This is a genomic window from Stenotrophomonas sp. SI-NJAU-1 (assembly GCF_020883215.1).
Taxonomy (GTDB): Bacteria; Pseudomonadota; Gammaproteobacteria; order Xanthomonadales; family Xanthomonadaceae; genus Stenotrophomonas; species Stenotrophomonas indicatrix.
Genome location: NZ_CP086598.1, coordinates 2,099,769 through 2,117,349 on the forward strand (window position 1 = coordinate 2,099,769; position 17,581 = coordinate 2,117,349).

Consider the following 17,581-nt stretch of genomic DNA (forward strand, 5'->3'; position numbering starts at 1 on the left):
AAGGGCGGAATCGGGGGGTTCCTGAGGGTGTTGGTGGCGTTCCCGACACCTTGTAGGGAAAACCCCTACACAAGCGCGGGATTTTGACGATCATGCGCGCCAAGTCATTGATTCGTGGTCAGTGGCCATGGCGGCAGGTCGTGCGTTCTGTACGGAATCCCGTCGGGATGCGTGTGGGTGACGGTATTTCGGCGCCGGCCCAGCCAGTGGCGCTGCGGTACTACCGCTGGCGCGGGGACGTCATTCCAGTTCGTGCTGGTGGCGCGCGGCCAGCAGCAGCAGATCATTGGCGCGACGGCAACCCAGCGATTCCATCATGCGTGCGCGATGGGTCTCCACCGTCTTGACGCTGATGCCAAGATCGGCGGCGATTTCCTTGTTGCTCTCGCCCTTGCCGATGCGGCGAAGGATCTCGCGCTGGCGCGGCGACAGTGCGGCAATGCCGGTCGGCTTTTCGCGACCGAGCATCGGCGCCAGCATCTTGGCCGAGATCTGCGGGCTCAGGAATACCTGGCCGGCATGCGCGGCACGCAGCGCCAGTTCCAGCTCCTGCGGTGCGGCATCCTTGACCACGAAACCGACGGCACCCCGATCCAGGGCGTCGCGCACGTGGGCAGCGTCGTCGTGCATGGTCATCATCACGATGCGCGTGCCTGGTGCCCTCAGGCGGATGTCGCTCAGTGCTTCCAGGCCGGTGCGGCCGGGCAGCGACAGGTCCATCAACACCACGTCCGGTGCGTGCTGCAGGGCCATCTGCAGTGCCTGTTCGGCATTGCTGGCCTCGGCGACGAGCTGCACGTCGGCAAACCCCTGCAGCAGCCGCGCCAGGCCGGCGCGAACCAGGGTGTGATCGTCGACGATGAGAACTCGCACAGGCACGCTGGAGGTTGGGGAGGGGGGTCCACCTTAACTTAGCTGAACGGGCGCGCCAAGGGCCGACCGTCCACCGTCATGGTGGCAGATCTCAGCGTGCGCGGCGGGCCTCGGCCACCTGCCGGCGATGCAGCCGGAACAGATGCCGTTCCATCGCCATTTCCAGGCCATCGCCGAGGCGATGGAAGCGCAGCCACAGATAGTGGCCACCACCGCCATCGGCCGCTTCGGCGATGACTTCCACCGGCAGGTCGATATGGTCGGGCAGCCAGTCGCTGGGTTGCAGGCGGACAACGCCGGCCTGGCCGGGCGTGCTGCCGCTGCGTGGGCCCAGCTGCAGGCGGATGCCGCGGCGCGACCAGCGCACCGGGCGCAGCGTCGGCTCCTGGCCCTGCTGGCGGATCAGGCGCCCGAGCAGGACCATGGTCAGGTCCACCTTGGCTTCCAGGCGCTGTAGCTGCAGGCTGGCTTCGCTGCGCTCTTCGTGTTCGTCGATGCGGCTGTCTTCGACCAGCGCCAGGCTGCGCAGCAGGCCTTCGGCACTGCTGGTCCGGCCCACTGCACTGCCGGCCTGGAACTCGGCGGGCAGGGCCAGTTCACAGCTGAGCGTTTCGTCGAACAGCTCGCTTTCAGCCGGGTGGTGCAGGGACGTGGTCGGCAGGAGGGTCATGCCAGTGATTCTGCCTGCAGGTAAGCATGCGCGGCGCGAAGGGAGCGGCGGCCGTCCTGCATCTGCACGGAAACTGCATCGCGACGCTGGCGCAGCAGGCCAAGCAGGCTCTGCTGGCGCTCCAGCAGGGCCGACAGCGGCGCGTGGTCGGCGCTGCCCAGCGGCTGGCTAAGCAGTGCGTGCAGGGTGCTGTCATGGCCATCGAGCAGGCTGTCGGCCTGTTCGAAGGCCTCTTCGTCGAGGGCCTTCTCGAAGGCATCCAGCTGTGCGTTGAGCGCAAGCAGGCTCACGGCGACACCGCCGCAGGACGGCGCTGCTCGTACGGAATGGCATTCCAGGCGCCGTCGATCTCGCCCAGCAGCTGCAGCGATTCGTCCAGTGCGGCGCGGTCGTTGTGCAGGTTGGCTTCGGTCAGGCGCTGCAGCAGGTAGTCGTACAGCGCCGACAGGTTGCCGGCGATTTCGCCGCCGGCTTCATGGTCCAGCGAGCCGTTGAGGTGGGCGACGATCGCGCATGCTTCGCCGATCGCCTTGCCCTTGCCGGCCTGGTCGCCCTGGTCGAGGGTGGCCTGTGCACGGCGCACGCGCTCCAGTGCGCCGGACAGCAGCAGCGCCACCAGTTTGTGCGGATCGGCATCGGCGACCGCACTGGTCACACCCACCTGGCGGTACTGCTCGGCGTACTGACGGCTGGAACCGTACATTCGTGATTCTCCCTTGCGCGGGGTGCCGGGGGGCGGTCGAAGGGACCGTTGACGCCGGCACTGCGATGATTGCTGTTGCGTCCGTTATCGGTGCATGCGGCGCCAAACTTGAGCGCCGTGCGTGTTTCCTCAGCGGTTCAACTGGGCCAGCTGCTGCTGCAGGGCGGTGTTGCTCTGCTGCAGCTTGCCCATCAGGCTGTCCAATGCCACGAACTGCTTCTTGTAACGGGCCTCGACGCCGACCATGCGTGCGTCCAGGTCCTTGCGGCGCTTGTCGATGTTGTCCAGCGTGGTGTTCAGCCCCTTGGTGCGGGCGACGAAGGCGCCTTCCTTGCCCACCGTGGTGCTGACGTAGCCGTCAACCAGCGAATACAGCCGGCCGGCACCACCGGTATCGCCGGTAACTGCCTGGCGGATCTTCTCCGGTTGGGCGGCGAGGGCTGCGGCGAACTTGGTGCTGTCCAGCACCAGGGTGCCGTCGGCATTGGGGTAGCCGCGGGTCTGCAGGCCCAGCGCCTTGGCGTCCAGCTGGTCGCCTGCCAGGTCCTTGAGCACGCCGGACATCGTCGAACGCAGCTGCGCGATCGCGCCCCGCATCTGCGCATCGCCGGTCAGTGCAGCGGCTTCCTTGGTCTTCGCGTCGTACTTGGTTTCGGTGTTGATCGCCGCAATGGCCGCGTTGTAGGCGGTGACGAACTCCTGCATCACCTTGGTCGCGGCGGTGGTGTCGGTGCTGATGGTGACGGTGCTCAGGCCCGGCACTTTCAGGTTCAGGGTCAGGCCTGGCACCGCGTCGGTCACGGTGTTGCTGGCACTCACCACTTCCACGCCGTCAATGGTCAGCAGCGCATCCTTGGCGGGGCTGTTCTCCTTCAGGCTGCCGACCAGCGCGCTCAGCTTCGGATCGCTGCCGGCGTATTCCAGCTTGATCGCGCTGGCCGCGCCGGTCTTTTCCTGGGCGATGGACAGGTACTGGTTGTCGCCGGAGCTGATCAGCGTGGCCTGCACGCCCTCCTTGCGGCCGGCGGCGTCGATCTTGTTGCGGACGGTGGTAAGCGTGTCGCCTTCCTCCACCTGCACGTTCATCGTCTTGGCCTTGTCGCCCACGCCGACGGTCAGCGTCAAGGTTCCGGCACCGAAGGTATCGGTCTTGGGCACCGACGTGTCGGCGATCAGCTTGTGCGCCGACGCCAGGTTCTTCACCTCGATCTTGTGGGTACCGTTGGCTGCGGCCGCCTTGCTGGTGCCGAGGTCGTACAGCGCCACCGATGCGGTCAGCACGTCGTCGGCGTTGTTGGGGCCGGCCTTGCCGGTTGCGCTGACAGTGCGGGTGTCGAAGGCGGTGGTGGCCTTCAATGCGGTCAGGGCAGTCTTCAGCTTGTCGAAGGCCGAGGTGACCGTGCCGAGCGACGACAGCTGCATCTTGGTCTTGGACTGCTGCAGGTTCAGCGCATTGTCGGCCGGCTTGCGGTCCGCTGCGACCAGCTGGTTGACGATGCTGGAGATGTCCAGCCCTGAGCCAATGCCACCGTATCCAAAGTCTGCCACGTCGTTTCTCCTGGTATACGGGCCTGGCCGTCGTGCAGCGGCCCGTCGTCAACGAAAATAGCGGCCTGTGCCGCTGGGTCTTGAGGACTTCGTTGATGCATGCGCCGTGCCACCGGCCGCTGGGGCGGTTCTGGCACGCCGGTTGCAGGAGGTCCGGGGCAGGGTGCGGGTGGGTTCACCGCGGGCTGCCGGGGTCTGTAAAAAGCCCTCCCCCAATGCAGGGGAGGGATCAGGCTACTGACAATCGGGGGGAGACGAAGCCGCCCGGTACGTACAGTCAACATGCACAACGCTGAAAGAGAGGTCCGCAGGGGCGGGCGATGCCAAGCCGGTTCGGGAAGCTTCCCGGGCCGGGCATGGCCGGCACCTGAGTACGCCGTGGCTGTCGGGTTGCCGCTACCGTCGGTTCAACCCGACGGTAGCGGCGCCTTCTTGCCGTGGATCAGCGCAGCAGGCTGAGCACGCCCTGCGGCACCTGGTTGGCCTGGGCCAGCATGGCCGTACCGGCCTGCTGCAGGATCTGGGTGCGGGTCAGCTCAGCGGTTTCCTTGGCGAAGTCGGTGTCCTTGATGCGGCTGCGCGACGAGGACAGGTTCTCCGACGAGGTCTGCAGGTTGGCCACCACCGAGGTGAAGCGGTTCTGGATCGCGCCGAGGTCGGCGCGGGTGCTGTTGATCGCACCCAGGGCCTTGTCGACCACTTCCAGCGACTGCTGGGCGCCGAGCACAGTGCTCACGTCCAGCTTCTGCACGTTGGCCGCGGTGTCGGTACCGGCGGTGTAGGCGCCGGCTGCTGCTGCAGCGCCCCAGGTCTTGCCGGTGGCATCGTAGTCGCTGCGCATCAGGGCGATATCGGCTGCGGCAACGGCCTTGCCTTCCTTCACCGAGCTCAGCTTCAGGGTGCCATCGTCATTGGCTTCGGCGTAGATGCCGGCCTCGCCGATCTTGGCGTTGATGGCGGTGGCCACAGCCTTGGACGCGTCAGCGGTGGTGGCACCGGCCTTCACTTCAACCGTGCCGATGTCCACGCCCATCACGGTGCCGGAGAAGCGGGCGCCGTCGGTGCTGGCGGCCAGGGCAGCGGTCGCGCCGGTGGCGAAGGTCGAGGTACCCAGCGAGCCGGCCTTGGCATCGATGGTCTTGTCGATGGCGATGGCCTGGCCGGCGTTGGCGCCGACCTGGAACAGCTGGCTGGAGAACGAACCGTCCAGCAGCTTGGTGCCGTTGAAGTCCGACTGCTTGGCAACGCGGTCGATTTCCGAAACCAGCTGGGTCACTTCGGCCTGCAGCGCCTTGCGGTCACTGGCCGAGTTGGTGGCGTTGGAAGCCTGCACCGACAGCTCGCGGACGCGCTGCAGGTTGTTGCCGATTTCGGTCAGCGAACCTTCGGCGACCTGGGCCAGCGAGATGCCGTCGTTGGCATTGCGGATGGCCACGTCGGTGCCGCGGATCTGGGTGCCGAAGCGCTCGGAGATCGCCAGGCCGGCCGCATCGTCCTTGGCACTGTTGATGCGCGAACCGGAGGACAGGCGCTGGATGGTGGTGGCCAGCGAGCTGCCGCTGGTGCTCAGGTTGCGCTGAGCATTCAGGGACATGGTGTTGGTGTTGATGACTTGTGCCATGGTGCTTTTTCCTTTGGCGAAGGTGGAACGTAGTTCAGGAGCCGGGCGGCAGCTCAGCCACCGCCCGATGGTCGATCAGGAAGCGGATCAGCGCAGCAGGCTGAGCACGCCCTGCGGCACCTGGTTGGCCTGGGCCAGCATGGCCGTACCGGCCTGCTGCAGGATCTGGGTGCGGGTCAGCTCGGCGGTTTCCTTGGCGAAGTCGGTGTCCTTGATGCGGCTGCGCGACGAGGACAGGTTCTCCGACGAGGTCTGCAGGTTGGCCACCACCGAGGTGAAGCGGTTCTGGATCGCGCCGAGGTCGGCGCGGGTGCTGTTGATCGCACCCAGGGCCTTGTCGACCACTTCCATCGCCTGCTGGGCACCCTTCACGGTGCTGACGTCCAGATCGCTGGCGAACTTCGAGGCCGGCGCCGCCGTATCGGCAGTGGCGGTGAAGGTCGGCGCGGTGGCGCCGGTCCAGGTGCCCGGGGTTGCGGTGATGGCCTTGAACGAGCCGTCAGCGTTGGTGCTGTCCTTGACCGAGGTCAGGGTCACGCCGGTGGTGCCGTTCACTTCGGCATAGACGCCGGTTTCGCCGATCTTGGCGTTGATCGCGGTCACCAGTGCTTCGCGCGAGGCCTTGCCGGTGGCAGCGGCGTCGGCGCCCTGCTTGACCGACACGTCGGCGATGGCCACGCCATTGATGGACAGGCCGGTGGTGCTGAAGTCAGCGTTGGTGCCCGGATCGGCCAGGGCCAGCGCGTTGGTGTCGAACTTGGCGCCGCCCAGGGCATTGGCCTTGGCATCGATGGTCTTGTCGATGGCAATTGCCTGACCGGCATTGGCGCCGACCTGGAACAGCTGGCTGGAGAACGAACCGTCCAGCAGCTTGGTGCCGTTGAAGTCCGACTGCTTGGCAACGCGGTCGATTTCCGAAACCAGCTGGGTCACTTCGGCCTGCAGGGCCTTGCGGTCGCTGGCCGAGTTGGTGGCGTTGGAAGCCTGCACCGACAGCTCGCGGACGCGCTGCAGGTTGTTGCCGATTTCGGTCAGCGAACCTTCGGCGACCTGTGCCAGCGAGATGCCGTCGTTGGCATTGCGGATGGCCACGTCGGTGCCGCGGATCTGGGTGCCGAAGCGCTCGGAGATCGCCAGGCCGGCCGCATCGTCCTTGGCACTGTTGATGCGCGAACCGGAGGACAGGCGCTGGATGGTGGTGGCCAGCGAGCTGCCGCTGGTGCTCAGGTTACGCTGAGCATTCAACGACATCGTGTTGGTGTTGATTACTTGTGCCATGAGGAGAGGTCCTTGAGCGGTTGCACGTGAGTTGGGTCAGACGCCCCTGACGTGCTTCAGGGGCGGCTCATGTCAGCGCTGCAACAGGCTGAGCACGTTCTGCGGTACCTGGTTGGCCTGGGCCAGCATGGCCGTACCGGCCTGCTGCAGGATCTGGGTGCGGGTCAGCTCGGCGGTTTCCTTGGCGAAGTCGGTATCGCGGATGCGGCTGCGCGATGCGGACAGGTTCTCCGAGGAGGTCTGCAGGTTGGCGACCACCGAGGTGAAGCGGTTCTGGATCGCGCCGAGGTCGGCGCGCACGCTGTTGACCGATTCGAGGGCCTTGTCGACGATGGACATCGCCTTCTGTGCGCCTTCGGCCGTGGTGACGTTCAGGTCCTTGACGAAGCTGGCCGTTGCACCGGTCAGCGTGCCGCCGTTGGTGCTGGTCTCGGTCAGGCCCAGGCCGGCGATGGTGGCGGCGGTGGCGCCGGCCGGCGGGGTCGCCGCGCTGACACCCAGAGCGAAGGTCTGGCCGTCCTTGACCGAGGCCAGGCTGACCACGCCGGCGCTGACGGAGGCGACCACACCGGTTTCGCCCAGCTTGTTGTTGATCGCGGCCGCGGTGGCCGAAGTGATCGATTCGCCAGCCTTCACGGTGAAGTCGCTGATGGTGACCGTGGTGGCTGTGCCGCCCGGCGGGGTCACCGAGATCTGCAGGCCGGAGTAGGTGGTATCGGCGGTGGCCTTGTCGACGGCCAGTGCGGTGCCGGTGTAGGCGTTGGCGAAGCTGGCCGCGCCCAGCGAATCGGCCTTGGCGTTGACCACGCTGTTGATGGCGATGGCCTGGCCGGCGTTGGCGCCCACCTGGAACAGCTGGCTGGTGAACGAACCGTCCAGCAGCTTGGTGCCGTTGAAGTCGGCCTGCTTGGCGACGCGGTCGATCTCGCTGACCAGCTGGGTGACTTCAGCCTGCAGCGCCTTGCGGTCACTGGCCGAGTTGGTGGCGTTGGAGGCCTGCACGCCCAGTTCGCGGATGCGCTGCAGGTTGTTGCCCACTTCGTTCAGCGAGCCCTCGGCCACCTGGGCCAGCGAGATGCCGTCGTTGGCGTTGCGGATGGCCACGTCCAGACCACGGATCTGGGTGGTGAAGCGCTCGCTGATGGCCAGGCCGGCGGCGTCGTCCTTCGCGCTGTTGATGCGCAGGCCGGACGACAGACGCTGGATGGTGGTAGCGAGCGAGCTGCCGCTGGTGCTCAGGTTGCGCTGAGCGTTGAGCGACATCGTATTGGTGTTGATTACCTGTGCCATGGGGTCGTCTCCTCTTATGTGGAACCCGTTGGTGAATGGAACGAAGCGCCGCCTGGTTTTTTTGTTTGGCTGTGTGCTTCGCCGTTGCCAAATGAATAACGGCGCTTTGTCAACAACCTTTAGCCGGGAATTTCGTTGCAGCCGAATTTCATCGCTGAAAGCTGTTTTTCCGGGGATTTCCGCCCTGGAGAAGCGTCAAGGCAACTCCTGGTAGGGGCGGTCGGGCATGCCCAACCCACGCTGATGAAGGTATCGGCGGGGGCCGGCTGGGCTTGATGGGCGATCTCGGAACATCCGCCGGACATGGCCCGGCGCTACCAGGGCGAAGCCTTCGGAACATCCGCCGGGCATGGCCCGGCGCTACCAGAGCGAAGCCTTCGGAACATCCGCCGGGCATGGCCCGGCGCTACCAGGGCCGATCCTTCGGTAGCGCCGGGCCATGCCCGGCGAGCGCAGCGGTACATGACCGCAGAAACGAAAAAGGCCGCGATGCAGGGCATCGCGGCCTTGGGCTCCAGTGCTGGCGCGTGGAATCAGCGTATCTTGTTGAACAGCGACATCGACTGCATCTGCGAGAACAGCGTCTGTGCCGCCTGCAGCGCGGTGCTTTCCAGCTGGTACTGGCTCAACGCATCGGCGTAGTCCAGGTCGCGCATCTCCGACAGCGTGGTTTTCAGCGTCACGCCATTGGCCTCACGCATCTCCGCCGCGTTGTCCAGCGCCTTCAGCTGCGCGCCACCGGCAGCGCGCGAATCGATCATCCGTTCCGCCGCGCGGCCGACATCACGCAATGCGCTCTGCAGTTCGTTCTGCTGCGCGGCCATCTTCGCCGGGGTACCGGTATCGGCATCCAGTGCGGCGATCAGCTTGTCCATGGTGCCGAAGATGTCGCGGCTGCTGGCGGCCTGCACGTTGAAGCTGTCACCTGTTGCTGGCGCGCCAGCGATCTGCAGGCGAACGCCGTTGATCTCCAGTTCGCTGCCGGCCTTGTAGGTGCCGGTGCCGGTCACGTTGCCGGCACCGTCGAGCACTTCGTACTGGTCGGCCGCGGTGAAGCGCACGCTGAACGATTGCCCGTTCCAGCTGTCGCTGCCATCACGGGTGATGTTGGTCAGCACGCCGTTGCCGGCGTTGCCTGCCGCTGCGCTGCCATCGACGAAGCCATCGCCGGTGGGGATGCGCAGGAAGATCTCGCTGCCGGGCAGGGCATCGCGCACGTAGGTATCCGGGCCGACTTCCACCTGGCGCTGGGTCTGGTCGCCGCGATAGACGACTTTGCCGTCAATCCTGGCGAACGGCGGATCGCTGTCGTTGGTGCCACCGAACACGTAGCGCCCGGTGCCGTCGCTGCTGTTGGCCAGCGACAGCAGGCCCTCGCGGATCTGGTTCAACTCGGTGATCAGGGTCTTCTTGTCGGTCGCGCCCAGCGCGGGATTGCTGGCCTGGATGGTCAGATCGTTGACGCGCGCCATCAGGTCGTTGACTTGGGCCAGGGTGTTTTCCTGCACACCCAGGCGGTTCTGCACGTTGTTGCCATTGAGCTTCATGCGTTCCAGTGCGGCCAGGCTGCGGTCCAGGCCCACCGCAGCACCTGCGGCGACCGGATCGTCCTTGGCGCTGACGATCTTGCTGCCGGTGGCGATCTGCTGTTCCAGGTGGCTGAGCTTGGCCTGCTTGGCCATCATCAGCGCTACCGACTGGCTGTACATCATTCCGGTGGAGATGCGGTTGCTCATCGGCGCACGGCTCCCAGGATGGTCTGGAACATGGAATCGGCGGTGGAGATCAGCTGCGAGGCGGCTTGGTAGGCCTGCTGCAGGCGCAGCATGTCGGCCGCTTCCTCGTCGAGGTTGACGCCGGACACTTCGTCACGCGCTGCCTGTGCCTGGTCGGCGATCACCTGCTGCGCCCCCAGCGAATACTCTGCCGAACGCGCTGCCGCACCGACCTGGGTGGTCAGCCCGCCCAATGCGCCGCCCAGCGTCACCGTGCCGGCGTTGAACGCCTTGGCCGATTCCACCTTGGACAGCTTGGTGGCATTGCTGTTATCCGACGAGCCGGCCGGGGTCGGGGTGATGTTGAAGGTGTCGCCATTCTTCGGCACGCCATCGAGCACGAAGCTCCAGCCGTTGGCGCTGATGGTCTGCCCGGGCGTATAGGTCTGCGGCGGGCCGCCATCGATGGTGTAGGTGGTGGCCGAGGTGAACACGATCGCAGCCGGATTGCGCAGGTTGGCGTTGGCCGCATCGGTCACGGTCACGCCGCTCAGCTTGCCGGTGCCGGTGTTGGCCAGTGCGGCAGCGCCCTTGATGGCGGCGGCCGCGGCAATGCGCGACGGATCGGTGATCGCCATCTCCAGGCTGCCGGCCACGCCAGCCGTGGGCTGCAGCAGGAAGCGGTCGTTGGCCGCCGGGGTACCGCCCACCACCAGCTTCACGCCGTTGATGATCAACGGGTCGGCAGCGGTACCGGTGCCGGTCAGCGGCACGCTGGCGCCGGTGTCGGCGCGGCTGGCGGCCCAGTTGCTGCCATCGAACCTGAGCACGATGTTCTGTGCTTCCAGCTTGCCGAGGTCGCCGTAGCTGGCGGTGATCGTGCCGGTGCCGGTGTTGCCGGCATTGCCGGAGACACGCGGCGTGCCGATGTTGAAGAAGTCGCCGCCCATCTGTCCGTACAGGTCCACGCCCTGGCGATGGGTGCTGTTGAACGTCTCGGCCAGGCCCACAGCCAGCTTGCCCAGCTCTGCCTGGGCCGGTGTCAGCACGGTGTCGCGGAACTCGAGCAGGCCGCCGATCTGGCCGCCCACGGCCTTCGGGTCCAGGGTGATGGTGCCGCCCTGGGTCTGCAGCGCCAGCTGCAGGCGCTCGGGCTGGTACGGGTCGGCCACCGTGGTGACCTTCGATGCGGTGGTACCCACCACCAGCGCCTGGCCGCCGGCGGTGTAGACGTTCATGATGCCGCCGTCCTGGATCACTGCGGTGCCGCCGGTGTAGCCCACCAGCTGCGAGATCAGCTGGTCGCGGCGGTCCAGCAGGTCGGGCGCGGCGTTGGCGATGTTGGTGCCGATGGCACCGTTGATCTGCGCGATCTCCGACGCCAGCCGGTTGACTTCGGTGGCACCGGCCATCAATCCATTGTTGACCTCGCCATTGAGGTTGTTCAGGTGGGTGTTGAGCTGGCTGAAGCGGTTGGCCAAGGCCTTGGCGCCATCGAGCATGTTCTGCCGGTCGGCGGTACCCGCTGCGTTGGAGGACAGGCCGCTGACGGTATCGAAGAAGTTCGACCAGACCCCGGCCACGTTGGTGGCCGCGTCGGAGAACAGGGCATTGACCCGGTCGGCCATGCCCGAGAGCTGCTTCAGGCGTGCCAGTTCGCCGCCGCTGTCGAGCAGGCGCGAGATCGCCAGCTGGTCGGCGGCGCGGCGGATGTCGACGATGCGGGTGCCGTTGCCAACGTCACCATAGCCGTAGTTCTGCGGGGTGGCGGTGGCGAAGTCGACCTTCTGCCGGCTGTAGCCGGGAGTGTTGAGGTTGGCCACGTTGTGGCTGGTGGTGGCCAACGCACGCTGGAAGGCGAGCAGGGCACTGGTACCGGTGGAAAGTACGCTGGACATGGGGTTCCTCAACGACGGGTGATACCCAGCGCCGCGGTTGCGGTGCTGGCGAAGGTCTGGCCGATGCGTGAGCCGGCGTCGGCCACGGCGGCCACGGCGCGCTCGATGGTCGGGCCGCCGGCGATCGCGGCGATCTTGGCCGCGTAGCGCGGGTCGGTGGCGTAGCCGGCGCGTTGCAGGCCGCGCGCGAAGCCCTGCACATCGGTGCCGGCCTGCAGTGCCTGCTGGTAGCGCGGGCTGGTCTTCAGCAGGCGCACGTAGTCGGCAAAGCTCTCTGCGGGCGAGGTGTAGGCGCGGAAGCTGGCGGTCTCGCTGCGGCGCACGCCATCGACGTACTCATGGGTGCCGGCGGTAGCGCTCTGGCCCTTCCAGCCGGTGGCCTTGATGCCGAACAGGTTGTGCGAGGTGCTGCCATCGGCATGCTTGATCTGGCGCTTGCCCCAGCCGGTTTCCAGCGCTGCCTGGGCAACCAGGGCGCGGGCGTCCACGCCCAGTTCCTTGGCCGCGCTCTGTGCGTGTTGCCAGATGCTGGCGACGAAGCCTTCCGGGGTGTGTGCGCCCAACTGGGCGACGGCGGTGCGCGTGGCCAGTGCATCGGCCGGGGTGCCGCTGCTGCCACGGTTGCTGGCGGTCGGCGCCCACTGGTCGCTGGCAGCGGCCCAATCGGCGCCACCGATGGCACCGGCATAGGGGTCGTCGGTACCCAGCGAACGGTGCATGCCGCTGCTTTCCCGGCCCGCAATCAGGTCCAGCGCCTGCTCCATCGGGGCGACGGAGGACTGCGCGCCATCCTGCACACCGGCCGCCATCTGCTGCAGCATGCGCACGGCCTGGTCGGCGTCCTGCAGCGGCAGCGACGGCGCCGCCGGCGCATTGAGCTGGTAGGCACGGCTGGCCTTGGCCGGGTCCACCCGGGTGTCCAGCGCCGGGCCGTCGGCCTGCGCGCCGGACAACTGGCGGGTGATCATGCTCGACAGGCCCAGGCCCTTGCCGCGGGTCATCGCCTCGGCGATCTTCTGGTCGTACATCTCCCGGAACATCTTGTTTTCACCCGGGAACAGCGAATCGCCGAAGCTGGCGTCACGCATGCTCTTGACCAGCATCTGCGCGAACTGGCCTTCAAGCTGGCGCGCGACCTTGTCGATCCTGGCCGGGTCGTTCTGCTGGGCCGGGCTGAGTTCGAATGCGGGAGTGATGCGCATGTCAGATCACCTCGAGCTCGGCGCTCAGGGCGCCGGCCTGCTTCAGTGCTTCCAGGATCGCGATCAGGTCACCCGGTGCCGCGCCAACGGCGTTCACCGCATGCACGATCTCGTCCAGGGTGGTGCCGCCGTTGAACTTGAACATGCGGCTGCCATCGTTGGTGGCGGTGATGGTCGACTGCGGCGTGGCCACGGTCTGGCCACCGGCAAAGGCGTTGGGCTGGCTGACGTTGGTGTTTTCCTGGATGGTCACCGTCAACGAGCCATGCGAGATCGCGGCCGGGCCGACACGCACCTGCTGGCCGATGACCACGGTGCCGGTACGCGAGTTGACCACTACCTTGGCCGGTGCAGCGCCCGGGGTCAGTTCCAGGTTTTCGATACGGGCCAGCAGGCCGATGCGCGCACCGGCATCGGTGGGCGCACGCACGGCAACCGTGCCGCCGTCCACGGCACGCGCCGAACCCTCGCCGAAGGCATTGTTGAGCGCACCGACCATCCGCGAGATGGTGGTGAAGTCGCTGTTGTGCAGGTTCAGGGTGATCTCGCCGCTGGCACCGAACACATCGGGCAGGGCGCGTTCAACGGTCGCACCGTTGGGGATGCGGCCGACGCTGGGCACGTTCACCGAGACGCGCGAACCGTCCTTGCCCTGTGCACCGAAGCCGCCCACGATCAGGTTGCCCTGGGCAATCGCGTAGACCTGGCCGTCGGCACCGCGCAGCGGCGCCATCAGCAGCGAGCCACCGCGCAGCGACACGGCGTTGCCGATCGAGGACACGGTGATGTCGATCGGCTGGCCGGGCTTGGCGAACGGCGGCAGCTCGGCGTGGATCGCCACCGCCGCCACGTTCTTCAGCTGCGGGTTGACGTTGGCCGGTACGTTGACGCCCAGCTCGCCCAGCAGGTTCTTCAGGCTCTGCACGGTGAAGGGCGCCTGGCTGGTGCGGTCGCCGCTGCCATCCAGGCCGACCACCAGGCCGTAACCCACCAGTGCATTGCCGCGCACGCCACCCACCTGGGCCAGGTCCTTGATGCGCTCGGCGCTGGCGGGGGCAGCCACTGCGAAGACCATGAACACGGCACAGTAGAGCGACGCTGCGCGTCGCTGCCAGGAAGAAGAGAAGGAGAGTTTCATGGCCATACTCAGAACGGCGTCAGGCCGGAGTTGAAGAAGCGGCTCAGCCAACCCATCGCGTTGGACTGCGCGACAGGGCCGCGGCCGCCATAGACGATGCGCGCTTCAGCCACGCGGCTGGAAGGCACGGTGTTGTCCGCGCTGATGTCGCCGGGGCGCACGATGCCCTGTACCTGCACCAGCTCATCACCCTGGTTCAGGCGCAGGTTCTTCTGCCCCTGCACCACCAGGTTGCCGTTGGGCAGGCGCTGCACCACGGTCACGGTCACGTTGCCCTGCAGGCGGTTGCTCTGCGCGCTGTTGCCCTTGCCGGTGAAGTCGCGTGCGCCCTTGGCCGTTGCACTCAGGATGTCCTTGCCACCCAAAGTGACCGGTGCACCGAGAATCGAAGGCGTGCCGAGGCTCAGGTTCGATTCCTTGTTGGTGGCGGTGTTGGCGCTGGTCTGCGCGGTGGTGTTTTCCAGCAGGGTGATGGTCAACAGGTCGCCGACATCGCGCGCACGGCGGTCCGAGTACAGCTGCAGGGTCGGGCCGGCGGCGTAGATCGCGCCTGCGGTCGGTTCGGCCTGCGGCGGCATGATCGGCTGCAGCGGTGCCATCGCCGGATAGGGGCGCACGTCGCCAGCGATCACGCAGCCACCGAGCAGGGCAGCCACGGCACAGGCGAGGACAGTACGGGCGAAGGAAGAAAGGGGCGACATGGCAGGTTCCCGGTGAGGGCGGTCAGAGCTTGTTGCTGAGGTAGCCCAGCATCGAGTCGGTGGTCGAGATCGCCTTGGCGTTCATTTCGTAGGCACGCTGGGTTTCGATCATCGACACCAGCTCTTCCACCACGTTGACGTTGCTGCCTTCCAGCGCCCCCTGCACCACGGTGCCCAGGCCGTTCAGGCCGGGATTGCCGTTCTGCGCCGGGCCGGAGGCGGTGGTCTCCAGGAACAGGTTTTCACCACGTGCCTGCAGGCCCGCCGGATTGACGAAGTCGGTAAGGGTCAATGCACCGACTTCCACCGATGCCGCACCGTCGGCCATCTTCACGCTGATGGTGCCGTCGGTACCGATGGTCACCGACTGCGCGCCTTCGGGAATCTGGATGCCCGGCTGCACCGGGTAGCCGCTGTTGGTGACCAGCTCGCTGTCCTGGTTGATCTTGAACGAGCCGTCGCGGGTGTAGGCCGAGCTGCCGTCGGGCATCTGCACTTCGAAGAAGCCGCGACCGTTGACCATCACGTCAAGCGCGCGGCCGGTCTGCTGCTGGCTGCCCTGTTCGAAGTTCTTGGCGGTGGCCACCACGCGCACGCCGGTGCCGATCTGCAGGCCGGTGGGCAGCTGGGTCTGTGCCGAAGAGGAACCGCCGGGCTGGCGCACCTGCTGGTACAACAGGTCCTCGAAGCTGGCGCGGTCCTGCTTGAAGCCGGTGGTGTTGGTGTTGGCGAGGTTGTTGGAAACCACCGACATGCGCATCTGCTGCGCATCCAGTCCGGTTTTCGCGATCCACAATGCCTGGTTCATCTTCGGAGTCCTGTCTGGGTGAAGCCGGCCGCGTGGTGCGGCCCATGGGGGAGGGAGTGCAAGCGGCGTGCCAGCACCGGCGCGGGCCGGTGCCGGAATTCCGTCAGCTGCCCAGGCGCAACAGGCTGTTGGCGCTGCGCGCGTTGTCATCGCCGTGCTTGATCACCTGCACCTGCATTTCGTACTGGCGCTGCAGCTGGATCATCTGCACCAGCGCACCGGCGGCATCGACGTTGCTGCCTTCCAACTGGCCGCTGTGCACCGCCGTGCCCTGTGCCTGGGCGAACGGCTGCAGCGGATCGGTATTGCGGAACAGGCCGTCCAGGCCACGTTCGAGGCGATCATCCGGCGCCTGCACCACCTTGATCCGGCCGATCATCGCCATCGTCTGCGGGCCTTCGCCCTGCGGGATGATCGAGATCGTGCCGTCGTTGCCGATCTCCATCGCCTGGTAGGGCGGAATCGCGATCGGGTTGTTGTTGTCGTCCAGCACCGGACGGCCGCTGGAGGTCACCAGTTGGCCGTTCGGGGTCACCGACAGCGCGGCGCCACGGGTGTACGCCTCGCTGCCATCGGTCGACTGCACGGCAAGCCAGGTGCCGGTCTGCAATGCGAGGTCCAGCGGCTTGCCGGTGATGTGCTGCGCGCCGGCCGTGCGGTTGAAGCCCGCATCGACGTGCAGTGCATCCACCCGCGAGGCAAAGCCCGGGCCACGGATCGGGAAGGCTTCGGTGTTGGCCAGCGCTTCCTTGAAGCCGGGGGTGTCGGAGTTGGCGAGGTTGTGGCTGAGCGTTCCCTGCGCCTGCAGGGAGGCGCGGGCACCGGTCATCGCCACGTAAAGGGCTTTATCCATGCGGGGAGTTCCGTGACAGGGTCAGCAGGTCATCAACGGATGTTGATGACGGTCTGGGTGATCTGGTCCTGAGTCGTGATCATCTGCGCGTTGGCCTGGAAGTTGCGCTGCGCGGTGATCATGTTGACCAGCTGTTCGGTCAGGTCGACGGTGGAGGATTCCAGCGAACCGGCCTGGATCTTGCCGAGGTTGGAGGTGTCGGCGGCGCCGGTGCGCGGCGTGCCCGAATCGAAGGTCTCCACCCACAGGTTGTTGCCCTTCTGCTCAAGGCCCTGCGGATTGTTGAAGCTGGTCAGCGCAACCTGGCCCAGCGGCTTGTCGTCGCCGTTGGAGTAGCGCGCGTACACCACGCCGGTTTCCGAGACGGTGATCTCGTTGAGCTTGCCCGCCGCGTAGCCGTCCTGCTGGGTGTTGCGCAGGGCGAATTTCTCGCCGTACTGGGTCGAGCCGTTCACATCCAGGGTCATGTTGAGCACACCCGCGCCGGTGGTCGGGGTGAAGGTGCCCAGGCTGATCTTGCCGTCGGCCGGCGCGGTCAGTTTGCCGGCGTTGTCGAACGCCAGCGGGGTCGGCGTGCCGGCCGGCTGGCCGTCGACGTAGTTGTGCACCGTCCAGGCATTGGTGGCCGCTTCCTTGACGAAGTAGGACACCTGGGTGTGGCTGACGCCCAGCGAGTCATATACGGTGATGCCGCCGCTGGAGTGGCTGTAGCTGTTGGAATTTGTGGGGTCGAAGGGGGTCACCGTCGGTTGCTTGGCGTTGCCGGGCAGGGTGAAGCCGACCTTGACCTCGCTGGTCTGCTTGGGTGGGCTGTCGGTGGTCAGCAGCTGCAGATCGACCAGGCGGCCGGCGTCGAAGTTGGTGCCGTCGGCGTTCGGTGCCAGCACCTGCAGGCGTGCGCCCTGCGGGTTGACCACGTAGCCGCCGGCGTCGGTCTGGAAGTTGCCCGCACGCGAGTACACCCGTGCACCGTTCATGTTCATGGTGAAGAAGCCCTCACCGGAAATGGCCATGTCCAGGCTGCGGCCGGTCTGCTCGTTGTTGCCCTGGATGAACTGCTGGGCCACGTTGGAAACGCGTACGCCCGAACCGATCGCGTTCCTGGACAGGCCGTAGCTGGTGGCGGCGAACAGGTCGGCGAATTCCGCACGCGACTGCTTGAAGCCGGTGGTGTTGACGTTGGCCACGTTGTTGGCAGTGACGCTCAGGTCCGAGTTGGCAGCGTTGATGCCGGACAGGGAAATGTTGAAGCCCATGGGATGCTCCTGTTGGATGCGGTAGGT

At 66.5% G+C, this 17,581-nt stretch carries 16 protein-coding genes; all 16 read right to left on the reverse strand.

The genetic code is table 11. The features are described 5' to 3' along the window. Window positions 1–240: 240 nt before the first annotated feature. Window positions 241–873 carry a response regulator transcription factor gene (locus LMF57_RS09695; protein ID WP_025879002.1) on the reverse strand — a complete coding sequence of 211 codons (633 nt, stop codon included), beginning with the start codon at window positions 871–873 and terminating at the stop codon, window positions 241–243. Between the two features lie 91 nt (window positions 874–964). Further along, complete coding sequence (locus tag LMF57_RS09700) at window positions 965–1,543, reverse strand: PilZ domain-containing protein (RefSeq protein WP_229291291.1); 579 nt, start codon at window positions 1,541–1,543, stop codon at window positions 965–967. Further along, on the reverse strand, window positions 1,540–1,833 hold the full coding sequence (locus LMF57_RS09705; protein ID WP_117310359.1) for a hypothetical protein: 294 nt from the start codon (window positions 1,831–1,833) through the stop codon (window positions 1,540–1,542). The genes LMF57_RS09700 and LMF57_RS09705 overlap by 4 nt, the downstream gene beginning before the upstream one ends. Then, a complete protein-coding gene (gene fliS, locus LMF57_RS09710) occupies window positions 1,830–2,246 on the reverse strand; it encodes a flagellar export chaperone FliS (RefSeq protein ID WP_117310360.1) in 417 nt (138 codons plus the stop codon). Before fliS ends, LMF57_RS09705 begins: the two co-directional genes overlap by 4 nt. Window positions 2,247–2,375: 129 nt before the next feature. After that, on the reverse strand, window positions 2,376–3,794 hold the full coding sequence (gene fliD, locus LMF57_RS09715) for a flagellar filament capping protein FliD (RefSeq protein ID WP_229291292.1): 1,419 nt from the start codon (window positions 3,792–3,794) through the stop codon (window positions 2,376–2,378). Between the two features lie 442 nt (window positions 3,795–4,236). Further along, window positions 4,237–5,415, reverse strand: coding sequence for a flagellin (locus tag LMF57_RS09720; protein WP_117310362.1), 1,179 nt, complete (start codon window positions 5,413–5,415; stop codon window positions 4,237–4,239). Window positions 5,416–5,502: 87 nt separating this feature from the next. Next, window positions 5,503–6,693, reverse strand: coding sequence for a flagellin (locus LMF57_RS09725; RefSeq protein WP_117310363.1), 1,191 nt, complete (start codon window positions 6,691–6,693; stop codon window positions 5,503–5,505). Window positions 6,694–6,765: 72 nt separating this feature from the next. Then, window positions 6,766–7,983, reverse strand: a complete 1,218-nt coding sequence (locus LMF57_RS09730) for a flagellin (RefSeq protein ID WP_229291293.1) — start codon at window positions 7,981–7,983, stop codon at window positions 6,766–6,768. Window positions 7,984–8,516: 533 nt separating this feature from the next. Next, the gene (gene flgL, locus LMF57_RS09735) at window positions 8,517–9,719 is read right to left on the reverse strand and encodes a flagellar hook-associated protein FlgL (protein WP_229291294.1); all 1,203 of its coding nucleotides are present in this window, start codon (window positions 9,717–9,719) and stop codon (window positions 8,517–8,519) included. Continuing rightward, window positions 9,716–11,596: a flagellar hook-associated protein FlgK gene (flgK, locus tag LMF57_RS09740; RefSeq protein ID WP_229291295.1), complete on the reverse strand. Its 1,881-nt coding sequence runs from the start codon at window positions 11,594–11,596 to the stop codon at window positions 9,716–9,718. The genes flgL and flgK overlap by 4 nt, the downstream gene beginning before the upstream one ends. An 8-nt stretch (window positions 11,597–11,604) precedes the next feature. After that, window positions 11,605–12,798, reverse strand: coding sequence for a flagellar assembly peptidoglycan hydrolase FlgJ (flgJ, locus tag LMF57_RS09745; protein ID WP_229291296.1), 1,194 nt, complete (start codon window positions 12,796–12,798; stop codon window positions 11,605–11,607). Between the two features lies 1 nt (window position 12,799). Beyond that, on the reverse strand, window positions 12,800–13,936 hold the full coding sequence (locus tag LMF57_RS09750; protein ID WP_032952134.1) for a flagellar basal body P-ring protein FlgI: 1,137 nt from the start codon (window positions 13,934–13,936) through the stop codon (window positions 12,800–12,802). 8 nt (window positions 13,937–13,944) lie between these two features. Beyond that, window positions 13,945–14,637 carry a flagellar basal body L-ring protein FlgH gene (gene flgH / locus LMF57_RS09755; protein ID WP_117310368.1) on the reverse strand — a complete coding sequence of 231 codons (693 nt, stop codon included), beginning with the start codon at window positions 14,635–14,637 and terminating at the stop codon, window positions 13,945–13,947. 22 nt (window positions 14,638–14,659) lie between these two features. Next, window positions 14,660–15,445, reverse strand: a complete 786-nt coding sequence (gene flgG, locus LMF57_RS09760; protein WP_025879105.1) for a flagellar basal-body rod protein FlgG — start codon at window positions 15,443–15,445, stop codon at window positions 14,660–14,662. A gap of 103 nt (window positions 15,446–15,548) precedes the next feature. Next, window positions 15,549–16,298, reverse strand: a complete 750-nt coding sequence (locus LMF57_RS09765; protein ID WP_117310369.1) for a flagellar basal body rod protein FlgF — start codon at window positions 16,296–16,298, stop codon at window positions 15,549–15,551. A 32-nt stretch (window positions 16,299–16,330) separates the two neighbouring features. Next, window positions 16,331–17,554 carry a flagellar hook protein FlgE gene (flgE, locus tag LMF57_RS09770; RefSeq protein ID WP_117310370.1) on the reverse strand — a complete coding sequence of 408 codons (1,224 nt, stop codon included), beginning with the start codon at window positions 17,552–17,554 and terminating at the stop codon, window positions 16,331–16,333. Between the last annotated feature and the right edge of the window lie 27 nt (window positions 17,555–17,581).